The organism is Streptomyces sp. NPDC050732 (assembly GCF_040654255.1).
GTDB lineage: Bacteria > Actinomycetota > Actinomycetes > Streptomycetales > Streptomycetaceae > Streptomyces.
On sequence record NZ_JBFAHP010000052.1, the window covers coordinates 1 to 26,203 of the forward strand.

22 protein-coding genes are annotated in these 26,203 nt (G+C 70.2%); 3 read left to right on the forward strand and 19 right to left on the reverse strand.

Features of this window, described 5'->3' with window-relative positions; translation table 11 throughout:
• Positions 1-264 precede the first annotated feature (264 nt).
• The 6 genes from AB0H82_RS33585 to AB0H82_RS33610 all read right to left on the reverse strand — a co-directional run bounded on the left by AB0H82_RS33585 (position 265) and on the right by AB0H82_RS33610 (position 6,923).
• Positions 265-1,095 (reverse strand): shikimate dehydrogenase, encoded by an 831-nt coding sequence (locus tag AB0H82_RS33585; protein WP_362999304.1) that lies wholly within the window; start codon positions 1,093-1,095, stop codon positions 265-267.
• Positions 1,092-2,840 (reverse strand): endolytic transglycosylase MltG, encoded by a 1,749-nt coding sequence (gene mltG, locus AB0H82_RS33590; RefSeq protein ID WP_362999305.1) that lies wholly within the window; start codon positions 2,838-2,840, stop codon positions 1,092-1,094. Before mltG ends, AB0H82_RS33585 begins: the two co-directional genes overlap by 4 nt.
• Before the next feature lie 124 nt (positions 2,841-2,964).
• Positions 2,965-3,459, reverse strand: a complete 495-nt coding sequence (gene ruvX, locus AB0H82_RS33595) for a Holliday junction resolvase RuvX (RefSeq protein WP_362999306.1) — start codon at positions 3,457-3,459, stop codon at positions 2,965-2,967.
• Entirely contained in the window at positions 3,459-6,128 is a 2,670-nt protein-coding gene (gene alaS, locus AB0H82_RS33600) for an alanine--tRNA ligase (protein ID WP_362999307.1), read from the reverse strand. The genes ruvX and alaS overlap by 1 nt, the downstream gene beginning before the upstream one ends.
• Positions 6,128-6,460, reverse strand: a complete 333-nt coding sequence (locus AB0H82_RS33605) for a DUF6167 family protein (RefSeq protein WP_362999308.1) — start codon at positions 6,458-6,460, stop codon at positions 6,128-6,130. The genes alaS and AB0H82_RS33605 overlap by 1 nt, the downstream gene beginning before the upstream one ends.
• A gap of 7 nt (positions 6,461-6,467) precedes the next feature.
• The gene (locus AB0H82_RS33610) at positions 6,468-6,923 is read right to left on the reverse strand and encodes a DUF948 domain-containing protein (protein ID WP_362999309.1); all 456 of its coding nucleotides are present in this window, start codon (positions 6,921-6,923) and stop codon (positions 6,468-6,470) included.
• 173 nt (positions 6,924-7,096) lie between these two features.
• Between AB0H82_RS33610 and AB0H82_RS33615 the strand changes: the two genes are divergently transcribed.
• Positions 7,097-9,229 (forward strand): AAA family ATPase, encoded by a 2,133-nt coding sequence (locus AB0H82_RS33615; RefSeq protein WP_362999310.1) that lies wholly within the window; start codon positions 7,097-7,099, stop codon positions 9,227-9,229.
• Here AB0H82_RS33615 and rpsD read toward each other — a convergent pair.
• The 5 genes from rpsD to AB0H82_RS33640 form a co-directional block, all read right to left on the reverse strand.
• On the reverse strand, positions 9,217-9,831 hold the full coding sequence (rpsD, locus tag AB0H82_RS33620) for a 30S ribosomal protein S4 (RefSeq protein ID WP_125511570.1): 615 nt from the start codon (positions 9,829-9,831) through the stop codon (positions 9,217-9,219). The two genes, AB0H82_RS33615 and rpsD, sit on opposite strands and share 13 nt — an antisense overlap.
• Before the next feature lie 341 nt (positions 9,832-10,172).
• Positions 10,173-11,534, reverse strand: coding sequence for a replication-associated recombination protein A (locus AB0H82_RS33625; RefSeq protein WP_362999311.1), 1,362 nt, complete (start codon positions 11,532-11,534; stop codon positions 10,173-10,175).
• Positions 11,535-11,580: 46 nt separating this feature from the next.
• On the reverse strand, positions 11,581-12,210 hold the full coding sequence (locus tag AB0H82_RS33630) for a vitamin K epoxide reductase family protein (protein WP_362999312.1): 630 nt from the start codon (positions 12,208-12,210) through the stop codon (positions 11,581-11,583).
• A gap of 129 nt (positions 12,211-12,339) precedes the next feature.
• The gene (gene hisS, locus AB0H82_RS33635; RefSeq protein ID WP_362999313.1) at positions 12,340-13,605 is read right to left on the reverse strand and encodes a histidine--tRNA ligase; all 1,266 of its coding nucleotides are present in this window, start codon (positions 13,603-13,605) and stop codon (positions 12,340-12,342) included.
• Positions 13,606-13,618: 13 nt separating this feature from the next.
• On the reverse strand, positions 13,619-14,332 hold the full coding sequence (locus AB0H82_RS33640) for an MBL fold metallo-hydrolase (RefSeq protein ID WP_362999314.1): 714 nt from the start codon (positions 14,330-14,332) through the stop codon (positions 13,619-13,621).
• Positions 14,333-14,500: 168 nt separating this feature from the next.
• On the opposite strand from AB0H82_RS33640, the gene AB0H82_RS33645 reads away from it, so the two are divergent.
• Together AB0H82_RS33645 and AB0H82_RS33650 are read left to right on the forward strand one after the other, a co-directional pair.
• Entirely contained in the window at positions 14,501-15,322 is an 822-nt protein-coding gene (locus tag AB0H82_RS33645; protein WP_362999315.1) for a peptidylprolyl isomerase, read from the forward strand.
• A gap of 134 nt (positions 15,323-15,456) precedes the next feature.
• Entirely contained in the window at positions 15,457-16,689 is a 1,233-nt protein-coding gene (locus tag AB0H82_RS33650; RefSeq protein WP_362999316.1) for a DUF349 domain-containing protein, read from the forward strand.
• Positions 16,690-16,758: 69 nt separating this feature from the next.
• Here the strand turns inward: AB0H82_RS33650 and AB0H82_RS33655 are convergent, their stop codons facing one another.
• The 8 genes from AB0H82_RS33655 to ruvC form a co-directional block, all read right to left on the reverse strand.
• Positions 16,759-19,299 carry a bifunctional (p)ppGpp synthetase/guanosine-3',5'-bis(diphosphate) 3'-pyrophosphohydrolase gene (locus tag AB0H82_RS33655; RefSeq protein WP_362999317.1) on the reverse strand — a complete coding sequence of 847 codons (2,541 nt, stop codon included), beginning with the start codon at positions 19,297-19,299 and terminating at the stop codon, positions 16,759-16,761.
• Between the two features lie 229 nt (positions 19,300-19,528).
• Positions 19,529-20,077 carry an adenine phosphoribosyltransferase gene (locus AB0H82_RS33660; RefSeq protein WP_362999318.1) on the reverse strand — a complete coding sequence of 183 codons (549 nt, stop codon included), beginning with the start codon at positions 20,075-20,077 and terminating at the stop codon, positions 19,529-19,531.
• Positions 20,074-21,198, reverse strand: a complete 1,125-nt coding sequence (gene secF, locus AB0H82_RS33665) for a protein translocase subunit SecF (RefSeq protein ID WP_362999319.1) — start codon at positions 21,196-21,198, stop codon at positions 20,074-20,076. The genes AB0H82_RS33660 and secF overlap by 4 nt, the downstream gene beginning before the upstream one ends.
• Position 21,199: 1 nt before the next feature.
• Positions 21,200-22,972, reverse strand: a complete 1,773-nt coding sequence (gene secD, locus AB0H82_RS33670; RefSeq protein WP_362999320.1) for a protein translocase subunit SecD — start codon at positions 22,970-22,972, stop codon at positions 21,200-21,202.
• 164 nt (positions 22,973-23,136) lie between these two features.
• Positions 23,137-23,598: a preprotein translocase subunit YajC gene (yajC, locus tag AB0H82_RS33675; protein WP_362999321.1), complete on the reverse strand. Its 462-nt coding sequence runs from the start codon at positions 23,596-23,598 to the stop codon at positions 23,137-23,139.
• A gap of 197 nt (positions 23,599-23,795) precedes the next feature.
• Positions 23,796-24,893, reverse strand: coding sequence for a Holliday junction branch migration DNA helicase RuvB (ruvB, locus tag AB0H82_RS33680; RefSeq protein ID WP_362999322.1), 1,098 nt, complete (start codon positions 24,891-24,893; stop codon positions 23,796-23,798).
• Between the two features lie 56 nt (positions 24,894-24,949).
• Complete coding sequence (ruvA, locus tag AB0H82_RS33685; protein ID WP_362999323.1) at positions 24,950-25,561, reverse strand: Holliday junction branch migration protein RuvA; 612 nt, start codon at positions 25,559-25,561, stop codon at positions 24,950-24,952.
• Positions 25,558-26,133 carry a crossover junction endodeoxyribonuclease RuvC gene (ruvC, locus tag AB0H82_RS33690; protein WP_362999324.1) on the reverse strand — a complete coding sequence of 192 codons (576 nt, stop codon included), beginning with the start codon at positions 26,131-26,133 and terminating at the stop codon, positions 25,558-25,560. The genes ruvA and ruvC overlap by 4 nt, the downstream gene beginning before the upstream one ends.
• Between the last annotated feature and the right edge of the window lie 70 nt (positions 26,134-26,203).

Here is a 26,203-nt window from a genome sequence, read left to right on the forward strand (position 1 = left end):
ACGCCGGCGGGAAGACCCTCCAACGTCGCGACAAGCGCGGGTCCGTGCGACTCCCCCGCGGTCAGCCAACGCAACCTGCTCAACGGTGTGCTCCTCATGCTCGCGCCTCGAACTGCGGTCTTCGACGGCGCGGCCGGGTGCGCGGCCCTGGCCCGCCACCCCCGATCCTCCCACGACCTGAGGCGTGACCTGCCGTCCGGTCCATCTGACGGACGTCCTCCGGTCACCCCTCGGCCATGCCTCGACCACGGCGCGACCAGGGATTTACCGGGCGGCGAGCGCGCGCTCCCCCGCCTTGCGCATGGCGGCCAGCGGCGCGGGCGCGCGGCCCGTCATCTGCTCGACCTGGAGCACGGCCTGGTGGACGAGCAGGTCGAGTCCGCTGACGACCGCCCCCCCGTACGCCGACCAGCGTGCCGCGAGGTCGGTGGGCCACGGGTCGTACAGCACGTCGAAGAGGGTGGCGGGCCGCTCGGGAACCAGGGCGGCCAGCGCGTCCGTGGTGCCCGCCGGGGTCGTGGCGATCACCAGGGGGGCGGTCAGCGCCTCACGGGCGTCCTCCCAGGCCTCGGTCCTGACCTCCACGTCGAGGCGCTCGCCCCACTGCCGCATCTCAGCGGCGCGGGTGTCGCTGCGGACGTACACGACGACCTCGCCCGTGCAGATCCGGGCGAGCGCGGCCAGCGCCGACGACGCGGTGGCGCCCGCGCCGAGGATCGCGGCCGACTCGACCTGCTCGATGCCGTGCTCGCGGAGCGCGGCGACCATGCCGGGGATGTCGGTGTTGTCGCCGGTACGCCGCCCGTCGGGGCCGAACACCACCGTGTTCACCGCCTCGACGGACATGGCGGTCTCGCTGATCCCGTCGAGCAGCGGCATGATCGCCCGCTTCAACGGCATGGTCAGCGAGAGCCCGGCCCATTCGGGGCCGAGTTTCCCGATGAATTCGGGCAGCGCCGCCTCGTCGATCTCGAAACGGTCGTACGTCCAGTCGCTCAGGCCCAATTCGTCGTATGCCGCGCTGTGCAGCACCGGGGAGAGTGAATGGGCGATCGGGGAGCCGAGGACTGCGGCTCGTCGCTTCTGCGCGCTCATTGCCCCTTCAGGTATTTCTCGCGGTTCCGGTTCTGTTCCTCGTTCGTTTCGGCGAAGAGCGTCTTGTCCTCGCTGACGGAGACGAAGTAGTACCAGTCACCCTTGGCGGGATGCAGCGCCGAATTCAGCGCGACCTCGCCCGGGTTTCCGATCGGCCCGGGCGGCAGGCCCTTGATCTTGTACGTGTTGTACGGGTCCTTGAGCTTGCGGAGCTCGTCGACCGAGCCGGTCGCCAACTCGGACTTGCCGCGCAGGTAGTTCACCGTCGAGTCGAAGTCCAACAGGCCGTACGTCTCGGTGTTGTTGGGCTTCAGGCGGTTGTAGACGACCGTGGCGACCTTCTCGAAGTCGTGCTTGTACTTGCCTTCGGCCTGGACCAGGCTCGCCACGGTGAGCAGTTCGAGCGGGTTCTTGAGGTTCAGGTCCTTGGCCTTCGACGCGAGGCCGAGCTCGTCGTACTTCTCATTGGCGTGGGCGACCATGTTCTTGAGGACGTCAGCGGGCTTCTGGCCCTTGGCGACCGGATAGCTGGCGGGATAGAGGAATCCTTCCAGGGGGTCCTTGATGTCCTTGTTCGTATTGGCCCAGGCGGGCAGTCCGAGGCTCCGCCATTCCTTCTTGGCCACGTTTTCCGTGGTGCCCTTGGCCACGTCGAGGCGGTCGTCGATCTCTTCGTAGACCCATACGTTCCGCTTGCCCTCGGGAATGATGAGGTTGCTGCGGCTCTTCGGGTTGAGCATCAGGGCGACGGCGCTCTTCGCGGACATCTGCTTCTTGAGCGTGTAGACACCCGCCTGAATGGACTTCCCTTGCTGGTGCTGCCCCTGGGCCGAGACGAACGCGTCGACGCTCTTCACGACGCCCGCGTCCTTCAGCTTCTGCCCGATCGTGTATCCGCTGGAGGCCTTGGGGATCTCGACGACGGCTGTCCCCGAGCCGTCGCCCGCGTAGTCCGGCGCCGTGCCGAAACGATCCTGATAGAACTGGTAGCCGAAGTAGCCCACTCCGCCGAGGCCGCCGCCGAAGACCAGCGTGACGACCAGACAGGCGCAGCCGTTGCGGCGCTTCTTGGGCTTCTTTCCGCCACGGCCGGCGCGCCGGTCGCCCCGGCGGCCTGGCCCGTCGTCGTCCTCGGCGTCGTCGCCCGCGAAGAACGCGTGCTCGCCCTGGTCGGGGCCCGGGTCCCAGTCCGTCTCGGACTCGGGCCCGGACTCTGACTCGGGGGGCGCGGCCGGGCGTCGGCGGCCGGGCGGCTCCGGCGGCGCATAGGCGTCCGGCGTGGAGTAGTAGTCGTGGCTCTCCGAGCCGTAGCCGGCCTGCTGGCCGCCGTAGGGGTCCATCGGGTCGGCGCTGTACGGGGCCTGGCCCTGCTGACCGGTGTCCCAGCCACCGTCGCCACCGTTGTAGCCGTGCTCGGGACCGCCGTTGTAGCCCTGCCCTGAGTCGCCGTTGTAACCCTGGTCCGAACCGCCGTTGTAACCCTGGCCGGAGTCACCGTTGTACTGCTGCCGGCCGCCGTACTGCTGTTGCTGCCCGTAGGCCTGCTGCTGACCGGTGCTCCAGTCACCGCCGTACTGGGACTCGTGCGGCTGCTGATGCTGGTGCGGCTGCTGCGGGTACTGCCCCTGGCCGCCGTAGGCGGACATGCCGCCCGAAGGCTGCTGTCCTCCCCATCCGCTGTCCCCGTACAACGGGTCCTCCGGATGCCACGGTTCGGAGCCTGGGCCCCGGCCATACTCAGTCATCGATCCCCTACATGCCGCGAGGCGGGGCCGCCGTCTGGATGGCCGGGCAACCGTTCCGCCTCTTGATGCTGTGCGGCAGCTGTTCGAACGCCGCCGCATCGCGCGGAACGTTACCGTATCGCGATCAGATGACCACTTCGACGCCCTCGCCCGGAGCTTTACCTGACGCCCGTTCGGACTCCAGGGCCTGCTGGAGGATGATCACGGCCGCCGCCTGATCGATGACAGACCTGCCCTTTTTGGACTTCACGCCGGAGGCGCGCAGCCCCTGACTGGCCGTCACTGTGGTCATCCTCTCGTCCACGAGCCTCACCGCAATGGGGGCGACCATGCGGGCGAGGTCCCTGGTGAACGCGCGGACCTTCGCGGCCGCCGGGCCCTCGCCCCCGTTGAGGGAGCGAGGGAGGCCGACGACGATCTCGATCGGCTCGTACTCGTCGGCGAGCTGCTTCAAGCGGCGCTGGGCGGCCGGGACATCGCGCCCCGGCACCGTCTCCACCGGCGTGGCGAGGATCCCGTCGGGGTCGCACGAGGCGACCCCGATGCGGGCGTCACCGACGTCGATGGCGAGGCGGCGGCCGCGGCGCATGCCCCCCGGCTGCCCTGCCTGCTCCGTCATCAGGCCGTCTCGGTGACGAGGCGCTCGACCGCGGCGATGGCGTCGCCGATGGCGGCCGGGTTCTGGCCGCCGCCCTGGGCGACGTCCGGCTTGCCGCCGCCACCGCCGCCGAGGGTCTTGGCGGCCGTACGGACCAGGTCGCCGGCCTTGAAGCCGCGCTCACGGGCGGCTTCGTTGGTGGCGATGACCGTCAGCGGCCGGCCGTTGGCCGTGGCGAAGAGCGCGACGACGGCCGGGCGGTCGCCCTGGATGCGGCCGCGCACGTCGAGGACCAGCTTGCGCAGGTCGTCGGCGCCCGTGCCGTCCGGCACCTGCCCGGTGACGAGGGCGACACCGCGCACGTCCTTGGCGGACTCGACGAGCCCCGCGGCGGCCTGGAGGACCTTCTCCGCGCGGAACTTCTCGATCTCCTTCTCGGCGTCCTTCAGCTTGGCGAGCATGCCGGAGATCTTCTCGGGAAGCTCTTCAGGACGGCCCTTGACCAGCTCCTGGAGCTGGGCGACGACCGTGTGCTCCTTGGCGAGGAAGTTGTACGCGTCGACGCCGACCAGCGCCTCGATGCGGCGCACGCCGGAGCCGATGGAGGACTCGCCGAGGAGCTTCACCAGGCCCAGCTGGGCGGTGTTGTGGACGTGCGTACCGCCGCACAGCTCCTTGGAGAAGTCGCCGATGGTGACGACGCGCACGCGCTCGCCGTACTTCTCGCCGAACTCGGCGATGGCGCCCTGCTTCTTCGCGTCGTCGATCGACATGACCTCGGCCTGGACGTCCAGTTCCCTGGCGAGCACCGAGTTGATCTTCTGCTCGACGTCCGTCATCACGGCCGTGGGCACGGCGGACGGCGAACCGAAGTCGAAGCGGAAACGGCCGGGCTGGTTCTCGGAACCGGCCTGGGCGGCCGTCGGGCCGAGCGCGTCGCGCAGCGCCTGGTGCGTGAGGTGCGTGGCGGAGTGGGCGCGGGCGATGGCGCGGCGGCGGTGGGCGTCGATCGACGCCCACACCGGGGCGCCCACGGTGATCTCGCCGACCTGGACGACACCCTTGTGGACGTGCACGCCGGGCACCGGCTTCTGCACGTCACGGATCTCGACGATCGCGCCGCTGTCCAGGCGGATGCGGCCGGTGTCGCCGATCTGGCCGCCGCCCTCGGCGTAGAACGGGGTGCGGTCGAGGACGATCTCGACCTCGTCGCCCTCGGTGGCTGCGGGCGAGGAGACGCCGTTGACCAGCAGGCCGACGATCTGGGCCTCGTTCTCCGTGAGGGAGTAGCCGGTGAAGTCGGTGGCGCCGGAGGTGTCGGCGATCTCGCGGTAGGCGTGCAGGTCGGCGTGGCCGGTCTTCTTGGCCATGGCGTCGGCCTTGGCGCGGTCCCGCTGCTCCTTCATGAGGCGGCGGAATCCGTCCTCGTCCACGGAGAGGCCCTGCTCGGCGGCCATCTCCAGGGTGAGGTCGATGGGGAAGCCCCACGTGTCGTGCAGCAGGAACGCCTTGTCGCCGGAGAGGACCGTGCCGCCGGCGGCCTTGGTCTCGGTGACGGCGGTGTCGAGGATGTTGGTGCCGCCCTTGATGGCCTTCAGGAAGGCGGCCTCTTCGGCGAGGGCGACGGTCTCGATGCGCTTGCGGTCGGTGACGAGCTCCGGGTACTGCTGCCCCATCGTCTCGATCACGACGTCGACGAGGTCCTTGACGACCGGCCCGGTGGCGCCCAGCAGACGCATGTTGCGGATGGCGCGGCGCATGATGCGGCGGAGTACGTAGCCACGGCCCTCGTTGCCGGGGGTGACGCCGTCGCCGATGAGCATCGTGGACGTACGGATGTGGTCGGCGACCACGCGCAGGGAGACGTCCGAGCCGTGCTCGGCGCCGTAGCGCACGCCGGTGAGCTCGGTGGCCTTGTCCATGACGACGCGCAGGGTGTCCGTCTCGTACATGTTCTGTACGCCCTGCAGGATCATGGCGAGGCGTTCGAGACCGAGGCCGGTGTCGATGTTCTTGGTCGGCAGCTCGCCGAGGATCTCGAAGTCCTCCTTCGAGGTGCCCTCGCCGCGCTCGTACTGCATGAAGACCAGGTTCCAGATCTCCACGTAGCGCTCGTCGTTGACGGCCGGGCCGCCCTCTTCGCCGAACTCGGGGCCGCGGTCGTAGTTGATCTCCGAGCAGGGGCCGCAGGGTCCGGGCACGCCCATGGACCAGAAGTTGTCCTTCTTGCCCAGGCGCTGGATGCGCTCGGCCGGGACGCCGACCTTCTCGCGCCAGATCTGCTCGGCCTCGTCGTCGTCGAGGTAGACCGTGATCCACAGCCGGTCGGGGTCGAGGCCGAAGCCGCCCTTCTCGACGGGGCTGGTAAGCAGCTCCCAGGAAAGCGTGATGGCGCCTTCCTTGAAGTAGTCGCCGAAGGAGAAGTTGCCGCACATCTGGAAGAACGTGCCGTGACGCGTGGTCTTGCCGACCTCTTCGATGTCGGGCGTGCGCACGCACTTCTGCACGCTGGTGACGCGCGGCGCGGGCGGCTTGACCTCACCCAGGAAGTAGGGCTTGAAGGGCACCATGCCCGCGGGGACGAGCAGCAGAGTCGGGTCGTCCGCGATGAGCGACGCCGAAGGGACGACGGTGTGCCCGCGCTCCTCGAAGAAGCTCAGCCAGCGGCGGCGGATTTCAGCCGACTCCATCAGTGGTCCTCATTCCAGTTGTACTGCGTCTTCTTGTGGTTCTTGTTGCTGGTGTGGTTCTCGATGACCGCGAAGCGGTGCGACGCGGGCAGCTCGGCGTCGGGGTGGTCCCGCAGCCCCAGCGCCTCGTCCAGCTCGGCCTCGCGCTCGGCCATGCCGTCGCGGACGTCGAGCGCGAAGTCCTTCAGGCGGTGACCCGCCTCGATCGCCTTGTTCGCGGCCTGCGCGGCGAGGCTCTCGGGGGTCAGCTGCTTGAGCTTGCGGTTGACCTTGGTGGTGGCCCATACGCCGGCGGCTGCGCCCGCGGTGAACCAGAACGTACGGCGGAACATCGCTGCGTCAGTCCCTCTTACTCCGGTTGGCCCGCTTGGTCCGCCGCGCGGACGGCACGGTTCGGCCCACGATCACGGTACGACGGGACGGCTTGACGGGCACTTCCTCCGTGGGGGCGGCCTTGCGGCTGATGGCCCTGCGCACGCCGTAACCGAACGCGGCCACCTTGACGAGCGGGCCGCCGAAGGTGGAGGCGACCGTCGTGGACAGCGCCGACGCGTTCGACGTGACCTCCTGGACGTCGGAGGCGATGGCGTCGACGCGGTCGATCTGCGTCTGCGCGGAGCGCACCGCGGTGGAGGCGTCCGCCAGCAGGGGCACCGCCTGCTCGGTCACGTCCGCGACGAGCTTGGTGGTCGCCCTGAGCGTCTGGGCCAGCCTCGCCAGTGCCACCGCGAGGAAGGAGACCAGGATCGCCCAGAAGACGGCCACCAGGATCCCGGCAACCTCTCCACCGGACACTTGGCACCGCTCCCTGAATCTCGTCCCTGAACTACGTACCTGAACATCTAAAAGTCGTCCTCCGACCCTATCGCGCCGGTGGCGTCGCTCCGTACCGCATTCCCCGCCGCTTGCCCAGGAGTTGTCCGGCCTGTTTGTACGGAGCGCGTTCGACTGGGTACGCTCCGTACCCCATGCGACCTTCCCAGCCCGGCAATCTTCCCCTGGAACTGAACGCCTTCGTCGGGCGCGAGACCGAACTCACCGAGCTCACGGCCGCGTTGGAGGCCGGGCGGCTGGTCACGGTCACCGGGGTCGGCGGGGTCGGGAAGTCCCGTCTCGCCGTGCGGGCCGCGACGCGGTGCGGACCGCGCGACGGCGCCTGGCTGGTGGATCTCACGGCGCTGCGGGACCCGGACCTCCTCGACCACGCGGTCGTCGAGGCCCTGGAGCTGACGGACCACACGAAGAGACCGCCGCGCCAGGTGCTGCTCGGGCACCTCGCGGAGCGGGAACTGCTCCTCGTCGTCGACGGTTTCGAGCACCTCGTCGACGCCTGCGCCTCGCTGGTCCGCGAGCTGCTGGTGCGCTCCGCCGGGCTGCGGGTGCTCGCCGTGGGGCGCCGACCGCTGGAGACCGAGGGCGAGCGGCTCTTCCCGCTCGCGCCGATGCCCGGCCCGGACGCGGCCGCGCTCTTCACCGACCGTGCGGCGGCCTGCCTGCCCGGTTTCGTCCTCGACGACGGCAATCGCGCGGACGTCGTGGAGCTGTGCCGGCGGCTCGACGGCATCCCGCTCGCCGTGGAGCTGGCCGCGGGACGGCTGCGGGCGCTCTCGCCCGCGCAGCTCCTCGCCCGGCTCGACGACCGGTTCCGGCTGCTCACCGGCGCCCGGCGCGACACCCCGGCGCGGCACCAGACGCTGCGGACCGCGATCGGCTGGAGCCACGAGCTGTGCACGCCGCGGGAGCGGCTGCTGTGGTCACGCCTGTCGGTGTTCGTCGGACCGTTCGACCTGGAGGCCGCCGAATACGTCTGCGCCGGGGACGGGCTGCCCGCCGACGATGTGCTCGACGTGCTGGACGAGCTCCTCGCGCAGTCCGTCCTCACCCGCGAGGAGGGGCCCTCGGGGGTGCGCTACCGCATGCTCGACACGGTCAGGGCCTACGGCGCCGACTGGCTGGAGGCGGCGGGCGAGGGCGCGCGGATGCGGCGCAGGCACCGTGACTGGTACGTGGGGTTCGCCACCTGGTGCGAGCTGGACTGGTTCTCGCCGCGCCAGCAGGAGATCGCCGCGCTCGTCGACGCCGAACTGCCCAATCTGCGGGCCGCGTTGGAGTTCTGCCTGACCGAGCGGGACGAGACCCATCTGGGGCAGCACCTCGCCGGGACGCTGTGGTTCTACTGGGTCGGCTGCGGGCGGCTCACGGAGGGCAGGCACTGGCTGGACCGGGCCCTGGAGCTCGACGGCGGCCGCGCGGAGTCACGGCTCAAGGCGCTGTGGGTGCTCGGCTATGTGGCGGTGCTGCAGGGCGACGCGGTCGCCGCGCTGGCCGCGCTGCACGAGTGCCGTGACGGCGCGCGGCACGCGGGCAGCGCGATCGCCGCGGCGTACGCGGAGCACCGCATCGGCTGCCTGGCCCTGGTCACGGACGACCTGCCGCGCGCGGAGGCGCTGCTGCGCGCGGCGCTGGAGCGGTACCGGGAGATCGGCGAGCTCAACAGCAACGTCCTGATGGGGCAGACGGAGCTCGCCATGGTGCTGGCCTTCCGCGGCGAGCTCGCCGCCGCGGTGGAGCTCTGCGAGGACGTGCGCCGGGTCTGCGAGGACCACGGCGAGCGCTGGACCCTCGCGTACGCCCTCTATGTCCTCGGGTACGCGGCGTGGACCCGAGGTGAGGCGGCGACGGCGCGGGAGCTGCTCGCCGAGTCGCTGGATCTCGACCACCGCTTCCACGATCTGCTCGGCACGGTCCTGTCCATCGAGCTGCTCGCGCTGTTCACCGCGGCGGAGGGCGATCCGGCGGAGGCGGCGGTGCTGCAGGGCGCCGCGTCCCGCATCTGGACCTCGGTGGGTCTGCCGCTGTTCGGCTCGGTCCATTTCGGCGGGCCGCACGTGCTCTGTGAGCGGCAGGCCCGTGAGGCGCTCGGCGACGAGCGGTACGAGGAGTGCGTGCGCGCGGGGGCCGCGCTCGGTCTGGAGGCGGCGGTGGCCCGGGCGCTGCGCGGCGGCCCCGGAAACGACCGAACCCGCCGCCTCCCCCACCACGAGGGGCGGGAAGGCGACGGGCTGCAGCAGGGTGAGCTACGTCCGGGTCAGCGGGCGTAGTACTCGACGACGAGCTGCTCGTCGCAGATCACGGGGATCTCCTTGCGGTTCGGGTCGCGGTCCAGGCGGAAGGCCAGGGCCTTCAGGTTCACCTGGAGGTAGCGCGGGATCTCGCCGTCGGGGGCGAAGCCACCCTCGCGCGCGACCTGGAACAGCGGCTTCTCGCGGCTGCGCTCGCGGACCATCACGACGTCGTCGGGACGGACGCGGTACGACGGCTTGTCGACCTTGCCGCCGTTGACCTCGATGTGGCCGTGCACGACCATCTGGCGGGCCTGGTAGATCGTGCGGGCGATGCCCGAACGCAGAACCAGGGCGTCGAGACGACGCTCCAGCTCGATGACCAGGGCCTCACCGGTCTTGAGCTGCGTCTTGGACGCACGCTCGTAGGCACGGACGAGCTGGCGCTCGGAGAGGTCGTACTGCGCACGCAGCCGCTGCTTCTCCAGCAGACGGACCTTGTAGTCCGAGTTCTGCTTGCGCCCACGGCCGTGCTCGCCCGGCGGGTAGGGGCGGGCCTCGAAGTACTTGACGGCCTTCGGGGTCAGCGCGATGCCGAGGGCACGCGACTTCTTGACCTTGGGGCGGGACTGGTTCGGCATGAACCAACCTCTCTGTTCTCTGTGAAATCGGCTTCACCAGTGGTTAGGGGAGGTCGCAATCCGCAGCCTGGGAAACCCGGCTCGTCCTGACGGACGGGCCCGGCAGCCGCTCCCTGGTCTGGGCACAATGTGCAGCACGCGAGTGGCCCACCGACCGATTCCCGGAGTACGAGATGGTGGTGGGCTGCCCGCGACACCTTCGACGGTGCGCGACGCTCCTGGATCCCCCTTGCCCTACGGCGGTGGGGCTCCGGCTGGATGTCCCGTTCTGGTGGTGCCGGTACGAGACCGGACACGGGACGCAGCACTCCGGACAACTATACCGGGTGCGGCGAGATGCCTCAGCCCTCGGGCTGCTCACCCCTGAGGCGGGAGCGGACCCGCTCGACCACGTCGGCGTACCGCGCCTCGGCGCCGTACCTCGTGGGGTGGTAGTAGCGCTTGCCCTCGATGGTGTCCGGCGCGTACTGCTGGGCGGCGATGCCGCCGGGGACGTCGTGCGGGTACACGTACCCCTGGGCGTGGCCGAGCTTGGCCGCGCCCTTGTAGTGGCCGTCGCGCAGGTGGGGCGGGACGGGTCCGGCGAGGCCGCCGCGGACGTCGGCCTGGGCCTGCTGGATCGCGATCGTCGCGGCATTCGACTTCGGGGCGAGGGCCAGGGCGATCGTGGCGTGGCTGAGGGTGAGCGCGGCCTCGGGGAAGCCGATCATGGCGACGGCCTGGGCGGCGGCGACGGCGGTGGGCAGCGCGGTGGGGTCGGCGAGGCCGATGTCCTCGCTGGCGGAGATCATCAGGCGCCGGGCGATGAAGCGCGGGTCCTCGCCCGCCTCGATCATGCGGGCCAGATAGTGCAGGGCTGCGTCCACGTCCGAGCCGCGGATGGACTTGATGAGGGCGCTCGCGACGTCGTAATGCTGGTCGCCGTCCCGGTCGTACTTCACGGCGGCCCGGTCGACCGACTCCTCCAGGGTCTGGAGGGTGATCTCCCGCTCGCCCTTGGCGAGGGCCGAGCCCGCGCCCGCCTCCAGGGCCGTGAGCACGCGGCGGGCGTCGCCGCCCGCGATGCGCAGCAGGTGCTCCTCGGCATCCTCGGGCAGCTCGACCGCGCCGGCCAGGCCGCGCTCGTCGATGAGCGCCCGGCGGAGCAGGGCGCGCAGGTCGTCGTCCGTGAGCGGTTCGAGGGTGAGGAGCAGGGAGCGGGACAGGAGGGGGGAGATGATCGAGAAGTACGGGTTCTCGGTGGTCGCCGCGATCAGGGTGACCCAGCGGTTCTCCACGGCGGGCAGCAGGGAGTCCTGCTGGGCCTTGCTGAAGCGGTGGATCTCGTCGAGGAAGAGGACGGTCTCCTTGCCGTGGCCGCCCATCGCCCGGCGGGCGCCGTCGATGACCGCGCGCACTTCCTTCACGCCGGCGGTGATCGCGGAGAGCTCGACGAAGCGCTTGTTCGTGGCTTTCGAGACGACGTACGCCAGGGTGGTCTTGCCGATGCCCGGCGGGCCCCACAGAAAGACGGATGACGGCCCCGCGGGGCCGCCGCCGCCCTCGCCGACGAGGCGGCGCAGGGGCGAGCCCGGCTTCAGCAGATGCTGCTGGCCGACGACTTCGTCGAGGGTACGCGGGCGCATCCGGACGGCCAGGGGGCTGCTGGACGGATCCTTCTCCTGGCGGTCTTCGGCTGCGGCGGTGAACAGGTCGGGCTCCACGTCGAGAACCCTATGTCACCCCACTGACAATCCCTCCGGGCGCCGGTCAGGCCCAGAGGTCGGCGCCCCAGCGGGTGAGGATCAGCATCGCGATGACGCCGGTGTGCATCACCGGCAGCGCCCAGGTGAAGTCGGCCAGGAAGCTCTTGGCCCAGGCCGGCGCGGGCAGGAAACCGGCCCGGATGTTGAAGGACGTGATGTACCAGAACATCAGGAGCGTGGCGATCCAGGCCAACGTGCACCAGAGGCAGAGCGCGTTGATGTGGTAGAGCGACTGGATCATCAGCCAGGTGCAGAACCCGACGCCGAAGAGCGCGCCCGCGTTGAACGTGAGCCAGTACCAGCGCGGGAAGCGGGCCCCTGCGAGGAGGCTCATGCCGACGCAGACCACGATGCCGTAGGTGACCAGGCCCAGCATCGGGTTGGGGAAGCCGAAGGCCTCGGCCTGCTCGCTCTTCATGATGCTGCCGCAGGCGACGACGGGGTTGATGCTGCAGCCTGGCTGGAAGTTCGGGTCCTTCAGGAGCTCGAACTTGTCGATGGTGATCACCCAGGAGGCGAGCAGACCGGCGGCGCCCGTGATCACCAGAAGCAGGGCGAGCGCACGACTGCCGCCGACGGCGCCGGGCGCGCCCGTGCGCTCCCGCTCGTCCGAGGCGTCGTCCTTCGCTGACATCGTTTTGCTCATCACGCCGTTCCGTCGCTCGATGTGTCCGCGGGCACGCACATTGTGCCGTACGCGCCTGTGTGTCCACCCTCCGATGGACACAAGCAGGCACGGACGATGGACGGATGGGGCGGGGCGCTACTTTCCGAGCCGGTCCTTCAGCACCGTCACGATCTCGTCCGCCGCCACCGCGTCCTGCTCGCCGGACTCCATGTCCTTGAGCTGGACGACGCCGTCCGCCAGATCGCGCTCACCGGCGACGACGGTGAAGCGCGCGCCCGAGCGGTTGGCGTTCTTCATCGCGCCCTTCAGGCCCTTCCCGCCGTACGAGAAGTCAGCCGCGACCCCGGCCCTGCGCAACTCCGTCACCTTGGCGAAGAGGACGCGGCGCGCCTCCTCGCCGAGCGGCACCGCGAAGACGCTGGTGGACGCGGGCAGTGCGAGCTCGACGCCCTCCGCCTCCAGGGCGAGCACGGTGCGGTCCACGCCGAGCGCCCAGCCGACCGAGGGCAGCGAGGGGCCGCCGATCATCTCGGACAGGCCGTCGTAGCGGCCGCCGCCGCCGACCGCGGACTGCGAGCCCAGGCCGTCGTGGACGAACTCGAAGGTGGTGCGGGTGTAGTAGTCCAGGCCGCGGACGAGCTTCTCGTCGTCCTCGAAGGCGACGCCCGCCGCCGTGATCAGTTCGCGGACCTGCTCGTGGTACGCCTTGCACGCGTCGCACAGGTAGTCACGCAGCGAGGGGGCGCCCACCAGCTGCTTCTGGACGTCCGCGCGCTTGTCGTCGAGGACCCGCAGCGGGTTGATGTCGATACGTCGACGTGTCTCCTCGTCCAGGTCCAGGCCGCGCAGGAACTCCTGGAGCGCGGCGCGGTAGACGGGGCGGCACTCCTTGTCGCCGAGGGAGTTGAGCAGGATGCGGAAGTTCCGCAGGCCGAGGGCGCGGTACGCCTGGTCGGCCAGGATGATCAGCTCGGCGTCGAGGGCCGGGTCCTCGGCGCCGATCGCCTCGGCGCCGACCTGGGAGAAGTGCCTGTAGCGGCCCTTCTGGGGGCGCTCGTAGCGGTAGTACGAGCCGGAGTACCAGAGCTTGACCGGGAGGTTGCCCGCCTTGTGGAGGTTGCCCTCCAGGGCCGCGCGCAACACGGACGCGGTGCCCTCGGGGCGCAGCGCGAGCTCGTCGCCGCCCTTGGTCGTGAAGGCGTACATCTCCTTGGTGACGATGTCGGTGGACTCACCGACACCGCGCGCGAACAGCTCGACGTTCTCAAAGCCGGGCGTCTCGATGTAGCCGTAGCCGGAGTTGCGCAGCGGCGCGGCGATCGCCTCGCGCACCGCGAGGAACTTCGCGGAATCGGGCGGAAGCAGGTCGTACGTGCCCTTGGGGGCCTTGAAGGTGCTCACGGGAGTTCTCTCGTCACATTCCTCGTCGCGGGGCGGACGTGTCGTCCGGACCCAGGCCGGCGGCCACCTGCCGCAGATACGGGTTGGTGGCGCGCTCCTGGCCGATGGATGTCTGGGGGCCGTGGCCGGACAGCACCACGGTCGAGTCGTCGAGCGGCAGGCACACGCGGGCCAGCGACCGGAGGATCTCGGTGTGGCTGCCGCCGGGCAGGTCGGTGCGTCCGATGGAGCCGGCGAAGAGCAGATCGCCCGAGAAGAAGACCGAGGGGATCTCGGCCGTCTCGGGCATCTGGAAGGTCACCGACCCCTTCGTATGGCCCGGCGCGTGCGCGACGGTGAAGTCGAGCCCCGCCAGCTTCAGCCCGGCGCCGTCGGTCAGCTCGCGGAGATCATCGGGCTCCCCCACCGTCAGCTCGCCCATGAGAGGCATCCCGATGGAGCGCCCGAGGGCCTTCTCCGGGTCACTCATCATGTACCGGTCGGAGGGGTGGATCCACGCGGGCACGTCATGCGCTCCGCACACCGGGACGACCGAGGCGACGTGGTCGATGTGGCCGTGGGTGAGGATGACCGCGACGGGCTTGAGCCGATGCTTCTTGAGTGCGTCCTCGACTCCCTGGGCGGCCTGGTGGCCCGGGTCGATGATCACGCACTCCTCGCCTGCGGCGGGGGCGACCACGTAGCAGTTGGTGCCCCAGGCCCCGGCGGGGAACCCGGCAATCAGCACGATCGTCCTTCATTTCGTCGTCCGGCGGGAGGGAGCCGCGGCCCCCGGCGGGAGAACGCGGCAGATCAGAGCCTACCGGCGCTGCCGATTCCACAGGTAACCCATATACGGTACGGGGCACTACGCAGCGTATGACGAGACATGCGCGGGAGAAGGGGAGAAGAGCCGGTGGTCAGCCAGGAACAGCGGCGCAAGCAGCTCGCGCGGGAGAAGTTCTTGCGGCAGCAGGAGCGGCGCGAGGCCGCGCGGCGCCGGGTACGGGCGCGCAACGCGGTGATCGCGGGGACGCTCGCGGTGGTCGTGGCCGGTGGCGCCGTGTCGTACGCGGCCGGGGCCTTCGACGGGGACGGCGCGAAGGACGACGCGAACGCGCAGGCGAGCAGCGCGCCGAAGGACCCGTGCGCGAAGGCGGCGCCCGGCAAGGTGAAGCCGCTGAGCTTCGACAAGGAGCCTGCGCTCAGCATCGACAAGTCCGCCGACTACAGGATGGACCTGCGGACGACGTGCGGTGACATCGAACTCAACCTGGACGCGGCGAAGGCCCCGCGCACCGTCAACTCCTTCAACTTCCTGGTGAACAAGGGCTACCTGGACCACACCAAGTGCCACCGCCTGACCACCGGCGGCATCTACGTCCTCCAGTGCGGCGACCCGAAGGGCACCGGCAAGGGCACTCCGGGCTACCGGATCCCGGACGAGAACCTGAAGGACAAGCGCCTGAAGGGGAACGTGTATCCGGCCGGCACGGTCGCCATGGCGAACCAGTACGACGCCCGGGCGAAGAAGGGCAGGAACACCGGCGGCAGCCAGTTCTTCCTCGTCTACCAGGACAGTCAGCTCCCGCCCGACTACACACCGTTCGGGACCATTTCCGATTCCGGGATGAAGGTCCTGAAGAAGATCGCCGCCGCCGGCGAGAGCACCGGGCAGGGCGACGGCGCCCCGAACGCGACGGTCGTCATCGACAAGGCCACCGTCACCAAATCCTGAGCGCCGCCAGGCAAACTTCGGTCGTGCGGGATGCGGACAGCCGCCCCGCCGGTCGCCTATGTTGGCGGTGACGAAACTGTGGACGATGCCGGGGGCCCCGAGGCCCTGCGCAGGCATCATGTGGAGGAGGCGCTGTGAGCAGCGACCCGTGGGGCCGCGTCGACGAGACGGGGACCGTGTACGTGCGTACGGCCGACGGCGGCGAGCGAGTGGTCGGTTCGTGGCAGGCAGGATCTCCTGACGAGGCCCTGGCCTACTTCGAGCGCAAGTACGACGGTCTGGTCGTCGAGATCGGACTTCTCGAGCGCCGGGTGAAGACGACCGATCTGTCGGCCAAGGACGCGATGACCGCCATCGACCACCTGCGCCAGCAGGTCGACGAGGCGCACGCGGTCGGTGATCTGGACGCCCTGAGCAAGCGGCTCGACAAGCTGGTGGAGACCGTCGAGGCGCGCCGCGAGGAGCGCAAGGCGCAGAAGGCCAAGCAGTCCGACGAGGCGCGGCACGCCAAGGAGGCCCTGGTCGTCGAGGCCGAGGAGCTGGCCCAGAGCGAGCAGTGGCGGGCGGCCGGTGAGCGGCTGCGGGCCCTGGTGGACACCTGGAAGGGTCTGCCGCGCCTCGACCGCAAGTCGGACGACGAACTGTGGCACCGCTTCTCGCACGCGCGCTCGGCGTTCTCCAAGCGCCGCAAGGCGCACTTCGCCTCGCTGGACGCGCAGCGCGAAGAGGCCCGCAAGGCCAAGGAGAAGCTGGTCGCCGAGGCCGAGGCGCTTTCGAGCTCGACGGACTGGGGGCCGACGGCCGCACGGTACCGCGAGTTGATGGCCGACTGGAAGGCGGCGGGCCGCGCCCAGCGCGAGCACGAGGACGATCTGTGGAACCGCTTCCGCGGCGCCCAGGACGTCTTCTTCGCGGCGCGCAGCGCGGTCTTCGCGGAGCGCGACGCCGAGCAGGGCGAGAACCTGAAGCTCAAGGAGGAGCTGGCCGCCGAGGCCGAGAAGCTCGTCCCGGTGACGGACCTGAAGACGGCGCGTGCCGCGTTCCGGTCCATCAACGAGCGCTGGGAGGCCATCGGCCACGTCCCGCGTGACGCCCGCCCGAAGGTCGAGGGCCGGATGCACGCCGTGGAGCGTGCCCTGCAGGAGTCCGAGGAAGCCGAGTGGCGCCGGACGAACCCGGAGGCACGGGCTCGGGCCGAGGGTCTCACCGGTCAGCTGCAGGCGGCGGTGGACAAGCTGGTCGAGCAGATCGACAAGGCGCGCGCCGCCGGCAACAACGCCAAGGCCGACAAGCTCCAGAAGGAGCTCGACGGCCGGCAGGCGCTGCTCGACCAGGCCCTGAAGGGCCTGCACGAGTTCGGCGGCTGAGTTTTCGGCACGTTACGGAGAGGGGCTCCCGCACATCGCGTGCGGGAGCCCCTCTCCGTAGTACCGCGTTTACGGCCTTCGCGCCGACGTCACCCGATAGACGTCGTACACGCCCTCCACGCCCCTGACCGCCTTGAGCACGTGGCCCAGGTGCTTGGGGTCGCCCATCTCGAAGGTGAAGCGGCTCGTGGCGACGCGGTCGCGGGAGGTCTGCACGGCCGCCGACAGGATGTTCACGTGCTGGTCCGAGAGGATGCGCGTGACGTCCGACAGGAGGCGCGAACGGTCCAGGGCCTCGACCTGGATGGCGACCAGGAAGACCGACGACTGGGTGGGCGCCCACTCGACTTCCAGGATTCGCTCGGGCTCGCGCGAGAGCGAGTCCACGTTCACGCAGTCGCTGCGGTGCACCGAGACGCCGCTGCCGCGCGTGACGAAGCCGATGATGGGGTCGCCCGGCACGGGCGTGCAGCAGCGGGCCAGCTTGACCCACACGTCCTCGACGCCCTTGACCACGACACCGGGGTCGGCGTTGGAGCGGCGCTTGCTGCGGCCGCGCGAGGGCGGCGCGCTCTCCGCGATGTCCTCGTTGGCGGCCTCCTCGCCGCCGAGCGCCTGGACGAGCTTCTGCACGACGGACTGCGCGGTGACGTGACCCTCGCCGATCGCCGCGTACAGCGACGAGATGTCGGGGTAGCGCATCTCGTGCGCGAGGGTGACCAGGGAGTCGCCCGTGAGGATCCGCTGGATCGGCAGGTTCTGCTTGCGCATGGCGCGCGCGATGGCGTCCTTGCCCTGCTCGATGGCCTCGTCGCGGCGCTCCTTGGAGAACCACGCGCGGATCTTGTTGCGCGCCCGGGGCGACTTGACGAAGCCGAGCCAGTCGCGGGACGGGCCAGCGCCCGCGGCCTTGGAGGTGAAGACCTCCACCAGGTCGCCGTTGTCCAGGGTCGATTCGAGCGGTACCAGGCGGCCGTTGACCCGCGCGCCTATGGTGCGGTGGCCGACCTCGGTGTGCACCGCGTACGAGAAGTCGACGGGGGTGGCGCCCGCCGGCAGCGCTATGACGTCGCCCTTCGGCGTGAACACGAAGACTTCGTTGCGCGACAGGTCGAAGCGCAGGGACTCCAGGAACTCGCTGGGGTCCTCGGTCTCCTTCTGCCAGTCGAGGAGCTGGCGCAGCCACGCCATGTCATTGAGGTGGTCGTCCTTGCCGCCGGCCTTCCTCGGCACGTCGGTGCGCACCTTGGAGGCACCGGCTACGGCCTCCTGCTTGTACTTCCAGTGCGCGGCGATGCCGTACTCGGCGCGGCGGTGCATGTCGAACGTACGGATCTGGAGCTCGACGGGCTTGCCGTTGGGACCGATGACCGTCGTGTGCAGCGACTGGTACATGTTGAACTTCGGCATCGCGATGTAGTCCTTGAACCGGCCGGGGACCGGGTTCCATCGCGCGTGGACGGTGCCGAGCGCGGCGTAGCAGTCGCGCACGGTGTCGACGAGTACCCGAATACCCACCAGGTCGTAGATCTCGGCGAAGTCCCGGCCTCGCACGATCATCTTCTGGTAGACGCTGTAGTAGTGCTTCGGGCGGCCGGTGACGGTGGCCTTGATGCGGGCGGACCTGAGGTCGGCCTGGACCTCGTCGGTCACTATGGCGAGGTACTCGTCGCGCTTGGGGGCCCGCTCGGCGACGAGGCGCACGATCTCGTCGTACATCTTGGGGTAGAGGATCGCGAAGGCGAGGTCCTCCAGCTCCCACTTGATGGTGTTCATGCCCAGGCGGTGCGCCAGCGGAGCGTAGATCTCCAGGGTCTCGCGGGCCTTCTTCTCCTGCTTCTCGCGCTTCAGATACCGCATCGTGCGCATGTTGTGCAGGCGGTCGGCGAGCTTGATGACCAGGACGCGCGGGTCCTTGGCCATGGCGACGACCATCTTGCGCACGGTCTCGGCCTGCGCGGCCTCGCCGAACTTGACCTTGTCCAGCTTGGTGACGCCGTCGACGAGCAGGGCGACCTGGTCGCCGAAGTCGCGCTTGAGGGTGTCCAGGCCGTACTCGGTGTCCTCGACGGTGTCGTGCAGCAGGCCCGCCATCAGGGTGGCGGGGTCCATGCCCAGCTCGGCGAGGATCGTCGTCACGGCGAGCGGGTGCGTGATGTAGGGGTCGCCGCTCTTGCGCTTCTGGCCGCGGTGCCAGCGCTCGGCGACCTGGTAGGCCCGCTCGATCTGGCGGAGCGTGGACGTCTCGATCTTGGGGTCGTTGCTGCGCACTATGCGCAGGAGGGGCTCCAGGACCGGGTTGTACGGGTTCGAGCGCTGGACGCCGAGCCGGGCGAGCCGGGCCCGGACGCGGTTGGAGGAGCCCGTACGCGCGGGCTGGCCGGTGGCGGGCCGGATCGCGGGGGCCGTCGGGTGGTGGTCCGCGGGCGGCTTCGGGCGGGGCTGCTCGGCCGGTTTGTCTCCCCGGGCTACCTCTCCCTGGGCGCGCTGCGCGGCCGTGCCGCCCTGCCCGCCTTCTGCCTTCTTCGCGGGCGCGCCTGAGCCCGCCGCGGCCTGCTGGGCCTGCTGCGCGGCCTTGGCGGCGGTGAGTGGCTGGGACTCGTCTGGCAAGAGCGCTCCCTGTGCGCGATCGGGGTCCCCCGGTCAGGCCCCGAAGAGTCCATGGTATCGATCCTGGGCCGTCGGCTCGCCCTGGGCCGGTGAGACAGCTCTGTACTGGAGAAACGCGAGAGGCGGGGGTCCGATTCCCCGGGGCCGTCCGGGCGGGGACCGGCCGGGACGGCGACGGGCGCCCCGGTGGATACCGGAACGCCCGTCGTGTCGTCCTGCGAACCGTCTGTCAGACGGTGATCAGCGCCTCCAGCGGTGCCCCGTCCAGGGCCTGCGCCAGCTTCTGGCGGCCGTCGAGGAAGCCGAGCTCCATGAGGACCGCGACACCGGCCACCTCGGCGCCCGAGCGGCGGATCAGGTCCAGTGAGGCCGCCGCGGTGCCACCGGTGGCGAGGACGTCGTCGATGACCATGACGCGGTCGCCCGCGTCCAGGTCCTCGGCGTGCACCTCGATCTCGGCGCTGCCGTACTCCAGGTCGTAGCTCTGCTTCAGCGTCGCTCCGGGGAGCTTGCCCGCCTTGCGTACGGGGATGAAGCCGAGCCCGGCGCGGAGCGCGACGGGGGCGCCGAGGATGAACCCGCGGGCCTCCAGGCCGACGATCTTCGTGGCGCCGTGCCGCACGCTGAGGTCGGCGAGCGTCTCCGTGAGCGCGGAGAACGCCACCGGGTCGGCGAGCAGCGGCGTGATGTCCTTGAACATCACGCCCGGCACCGGGTAGTCCGGGACGTCACGGATGCGGCTGAGCAGCAGCTCCGTGACGCCTGCGAGCTCGGTCATCGGCGCTTCCCCGAAGGACGGCCCTTGCCGCGGCCGCGCGACGCGGACTGCGTGCGGGGACCGACGACGGCCGGGGTGGCGTCGCCGACCACGACGTCCTGCGGCTCCTCGTCACCGGCGGGCTCCTGCGCCTCCTGGGACTCCCCCTTGGCCGCGGCCGCCGCGCGCTTGGCGAGCACCCGCTTCTTGAGGGCCTTCATCTGCGGCTCGCGCTCCTTGAAGTCGGCGACGAGCGGCGTGGCGATGAAGATCGAGGAGTACGCGCCGGCCGCGAGGCCGACGAACAGCGACAGCGAGATGTCGTTGAGCATGCCGGCGCCGAGGACGCCGCCACCGATGAAGAGCAGGCCCGCCACCGGGAGCAGCGCGACGACCGTGGTGTTGATGGAGCGCACCAGGGTGCCGTTGATGCTGCGGTTGGCGACCTCGCTGTAGGTGTATTGCGTCTGCTTGGTGAGGTCCTTCGACTGCTCCTTCAAGCTGTCGAAGACCACCACTGTGTCGTAGAGCGAGTAACCGAGGATGGTCAGCAGACCGATCACCGTGCCCGGTGTGACCTCGAAGCCGACCAGCGCGTACACGCCCACGGTGATGGTGATGTCGTGGATCAGCGCGATCAGTGCCGCGAGCGCCATGCGCCATTCGAAGGCGATCGCGAGGTAGATCACCACGAGCACCATGAAGATGGCCAGGCCCTGCCAGGCCTTGTTGGCGATCTGCTCACCCCAACTGGGGCCCACCAGGTCGGCGTTGATGTCGCCGGCCTTGACGTCCAGGTCCTCGGCGAGCGCTTCCTTGATCTGGTCGGACTTCTTGATGTCCACGCCCGCGATCTGGATGCGCATCGCGTCGTCGCCCAGCTTCTGGACGATCGCGTCGTGGCCCGAGGCCTTCTCCGCGGACTCCTCGGCCTCGGAGACCGAGACACTCGTCTTCGGGGTGTTGAAGACGGCGCCGCCCTCGAACTCGATGCCCATGTTCAGGCCGCGCACCGCCAGGCCGACGATGGCCGTGATGGTGATCAGTATCGAGATGCCGTACCAGATCTTGCGCTTGCCGACGAAGTCGTAGCCGACCTCACCGCGGTAGAGCCTGGCGCCGAGATTGCCGAGCTTCGACATCTCACGCCTCCTTCGGGTCGACAGGGCCGGCGGGGGGAGCGGTGACGCGGCGGGACCGGCGCAGCGGGGGCTTGGCGCCGAGCCGCTCCGGGTCCAGGCCGGACCACTTGTGGCCGCCCGCGAAGAACTTCTTGCGGGCCATGAGCGTCATCAGCGGCTTCGTGAAGAAGAAGACGACGACGACGTCGAGCAGCGTGGTCAGGCCGAGCGTGAACGCGAAGCCCTGCACCTTGCCGACCGTGACGACGAAGAGCACGGCGGCGGCGAGGAACGACACGAAGTCGGAGACCAGGATGGTGCGCCGGGCGCGGGGCCAGCCCCGCTCGACGGCGGGCCGCAGCGTGCGGCCCTCGCGGATCTCGTCCCGCACGCGCTCGAAGAACACGATGAACGAGTCCGCCGTGATGCCGATCGCGACGATCGCACCGCAGACCGCCGGCAGGTTCAGCGCGAACTTAATGGTCGGGCCGAGCAGCGTCATGATCGTGTACGTCAGCGCCGCGGAGACCAGGAGGCTCGCGATGGCGATGAGCGAGAGGCCGCGGTAGTAGGCCACCAGGTAGACGATGACCAGCGCGAGGCCGATGGCGCCCGCGATGAGGCCCGCCTCCAGCTGCTCGCCGCCGAGGGCCGGGCTGACCGTGGTGACGCTCTGCTCGTGGAAGGAGAGCGGCAGGGCGCCGTACGAGAGGACGTTCGCCAGGTCCTTCGCGGACTGCTGGGTGAAGCTGCCGGAGATCTCGGCGTTGGCGCTCAGGGTCGTGTTGACACTGGGGGCGGAGACGACGTCACCGTCGAGGACGATCGCGAACTGGTTCTGCGGGGGCTGCTGCTGCGAGAGCTTGCTGGTGACCGCGGCGAACTTCTTCGAGCCGCCCTTGGTGAAGTCCATGTTGACGACCCAGGCACCGGACGCCTGGTTGATGACCGCCTGGGCCTTCTTGACGTCCTTGCCGTTCACCTCGGCCGGGGCGAGGATGAACTTGTCCCACGACTTGCCGTCGGGGCTCTTTCCGCACGCGATGGTCGGCTGGGAGGGCTTGATGCCCTGGCCGGCCGCGGCCCGCGCCTTCTTGTCGGTGCAGTCCAGCTTGGTGAACTGCTCCTGGAGCTTGGCGGTGGCCGGGTCGGGAGTCGGCGTCTTGTCCTTCTTCTTGCCGTCGTCACCGTCCTTGGCCTTGTCCGACGGCGTCGGGTCCGCCTTCAGTGCCTCGCTGACGGCGCGGCCCTGGGTCGACGGGGAGGCGGTGGGAGAGGTCGCCTTGTCGGTGGCCTTGTCCGTGGCCTTGTCCGTGGCCTTGCTCTTGTCCTTCTCCTTGTCCGTCCCGGACGACGAGGAGCTGGGGGACGGCTCGGGCATCGGCTCGCCGCTGGTCTGCGTGATCACCGGACGGAAGTAGAGCTGAGCGGTCGTGCCGACCTGCGCGCGCGCCTGCTTCTCGTTCGAACCCTTGGGGATGTTGACAATGATGTTCTTGTCGCCCTGGGTCTGAACCTCGGCCTCGGAGACACCCAGGCCGTTGACGCGGTTGTTGATGATGTCAACCGCGGTGTTCATGTTGGTCGGGTTGATCGCGTTCTTCTGACCGGGCTCGTTCTTCGCCTCAAGCGTGATGCTCGTGCCGCCGGCGAGGTCGATGCCCAGGCGAGGCGTGGTGTGCCCCGAAAGGAACATTCCCCCGGTCAGCGCCACGAGGGCGATCAGGATGAAGACCAGTGAGCGTCCCGGCTTGCCCGGCGCGCTCTGCCTTCGGCCCTTCTTGGGTGCTGCCACCTTCTCGTTCTCCCTGTCCAACCGCCCGGCGTCCGGTCTGCCCCCTTGCGGTGCGGGGAGGCCCGGGCGGGCGGCCATGAAGTGGTGTCGAGATTCGGCGCGAAATGCACGTGATCCGGGGCCCGTGGCGCGCGAGCGGCGCGCCCCACGGGCCCCGGCCGTGACTACTTCGCGTCGGACTCGCCGTCGGTCTTCTTCGGCTCCGCGTCGTCGGTCCCGGCCGCGTCCTTCTTGCCGAGGTCGATGGGCGAGTCGGCGGAAGCGTCGGCGGGCTCGTCGGTCTCGGTCAGGGAGGAGGCGTCGTCCGGAACGACGGGGGTGTCGTCCTCGTTCAGGTCGTCCTCGGTGCCGTGCACGATGCGGTTGTACTCGTCGTCGGCGAGAACGGCGCCGATCGAGTTCTTCGCGTAAACCGCGTGGACACCGGGAGCCACCTCAAGGAGGACGGCTTCGTCGTGAACCTCCTTGACGGTGGCGTACATGCCACCGATCGTGCGGATGCCGGTGCCGGGCTGCATCTCGTTACGCATCTGCGCGGCGGCCTGCTGCTTCTTCTTCGCAGACCGGGTCATCAGGAACATGGCCCCGATGAGCACGATGAACGGGAGGAGGGTCACGATATTCACGGGACGGAGTTTCCTTCGCACGACCGCGCGGGTAAGCGGCCATTGGGATGGGGGTGGGTACACCGCCCACAAGGGCGGCATCGGCGGAGTCTAAGCGAGTCCGCACCTAACGAACAACGCTCAGCATGGCACCGCAGTTCCTGAGGGGTCGACTATCCGCGCCGTTGTCCTGCGGCCGCGGTGCCGTCTCGCCGGTCTCACGCCCCGAACAGGTCCTGTTGTCCCTTTCCGCCCGCCTGGCGCGGGGGCACCAGGCCGAGGTGCGCCCAGGCCGCGGGCGTCGCGACGCGGCCGCGCGGGGTGCGGGCGAGCAGCCCCTCCCGTACCAGGAAGGGCTCCGCCACCTCCTCGACCGTCTCGCGCTCCTCCCCCACCGCGACCGCGAGCGTCGACAGGCCGACGGGACCGCCGCCGAACAGCTTGAGCAGCGCTTCCAGGACCGCCCGGTCGAGGCGGTCCAGGCCCCGTCCGTCCACCTCGTAGACCGCGAGGGCCGCGCCCGCGATCTCGCGGTCGATCCGGCCGTCGGCCTTGACCTGGGCGTAGTCCCGGACGCGGCGCAGCAGGCGGTTGGCGATACGGGGCGTGCCGCGTGAGCGGCCCGCGATCTCGGCGGCGCCCGCCGGGTCGATCTCCACGTCGAGGAGCTGGGCGGAGCGGTGGACGACGCGCTCCAGCTCGGCGGGTTCGTAGAACTCCATGTGGGCGGTGAAGCCGAAGCGGTCGCGCAGCGGCGGGGGCAGCAGGCCCGCGCGCGTGGTGGCGCCGACGAGGGTGAAGGGCGGCAGTTCGAGGGGGATGGCGGTGGCGCCGGGGCCCTTGCCGACGATGACGTCGACGCGGAAGTCCTCCATGGCCATGTAGAGCATTTCCTCGGCGGGCCGCGACATCCGGTGGATCTCGTCGAGGAAGAGGACTTCGCCCTCCTGGAGGGAGGAGAGGATCGCGGCGAGGTCGCCCGCGTGCTGGATGGCGGGGCCGCTGGTGATGCGGATCGGGGCGCCCATCTCGGCGGCGATGATCATCGAGAGGGTGGTCTTGCCGAGGCCGGGGGCGCCGGAGAGCAGCACGTGGTCGGCGGTGGCGCCACGCGCGCGTGCCGCCCGCAGGACCAGGTCGAGCTGCTCGCGGACCTTCTCCTGGCCGATGAACTCGCCCAGGTCCTTGGGGCGCAGGGCGGCCTCGACCGCCTGGTCCTCGCCGTCGGCGCCGGAGTCCACCAGCCGCTCCGCGGCGGGCCCGACGAGCCGCTCGGCCGCGCCGGCAGCTTCGTCGGTCGTGTCGTCCCAGTTCATGCGGTGTGCCTCGCGATGCGGTTCAAGGGGTGGCCGTCGGGTGCGTACGGATAGGGCTAGCGGGTGCGGTTCAGGGTCTGGAGTGCGGCCTTGAGGAGCTGTCCGACCTGGGGCGTGCCCTCGGTGGCCTCGGCCTGCGGGGTGACGGCGGCGACGGCTTCGTCGGCCTCGCGCGTGGCGTATCCGAGGCCGATGAGGGCTGCGTGCAGCTGGTCGCGCCAGCCCGCGGTGACGGCCTTGCCGATCGCCGGGCCGCCGGTGCCGAGGGGCTCGCCGAGGCGGTCCTTGTACTCCAGGAGGAGCTTCTGGGCGCCCTTCTTGCCGATGCCGGGGACGGCGGTGAGCGCCTTCTCGTCGCCGGTGGAGACGGCGCGGCGCAGGGCGTCGGGGCTGTGCACGGCGAGCATGGCCTGGGCGAGGCGCGGGCCGACGCCGCTCGCGGTCTGGAGCAGCTCGAAGGTCTGGCGCTCGTCGTCGTCCGCGAAGCCGTACAGGGTGAGGGAGTCCTCTCGGACGACCAGGGAGGTGGCGAGCTTGGTCTGCTGGCCCACCCGGAGCGTGGAGAGCGTGTTGGGCGTGCACTGGACGGCCATGCCGATGCCACCGACCTCGACCACCGCGGTATCGGGGGCGAGGGCGGCTACGGGGCCGCTGACGAAGGCGATCATGCGGTTCGGCCTTTCTGGGCTGTGGGGGTCCTGGCGGCGTGCTGGGCGGCGGCCTGCTGGAGCCGGTTCTGGGCGACGGCCTGTTGCAGGCGGTTCTGCGCGGGGGCGCGCCAGATGTGGCAGATGGCGAGGGCCAGGGCGTCCGCCGCGTCGGCGGGCTTCGGGGGCGCGTCGAGCCGCAGGAGGCGGGTGACCATCGCCCCGACCTGGGCCTTGTCGGCGCGGCCGCTGCCGGTGACGGCGGCCTTGACCTCGCTGGGGGTGTGCAGGGCGACGGGGATGCCGCGGCGGGACGCGCAGAGCATGGCGACGGCGCTGGCCTGGGCGGTGCCCATGACCGTGCGCACATTGTGCTGGCTGAAGACCCGCTCCACGGCGAGGACTTCGGGGCTGTGCTCGTCGAGCCACTGCTCGATGCCCTGCTCGATGGCGACGAGGCGGTGGCCGAGCTCCGCGTCGGCCGGGGTCCTCACGACCCCGACGCCACGCATGGTCAGCGGTCGTCCGGCGACGCCCTCGACGACACCGACACCGCACCGGGTGAGTCCCGGGTCGACCCCCAACACGCGCACGTAGCCCCTCCCATTGCCTGTCCGTGCAGGTTATCGGGTCCCTCTGACAACGCGATGGGCCGACGGGGCG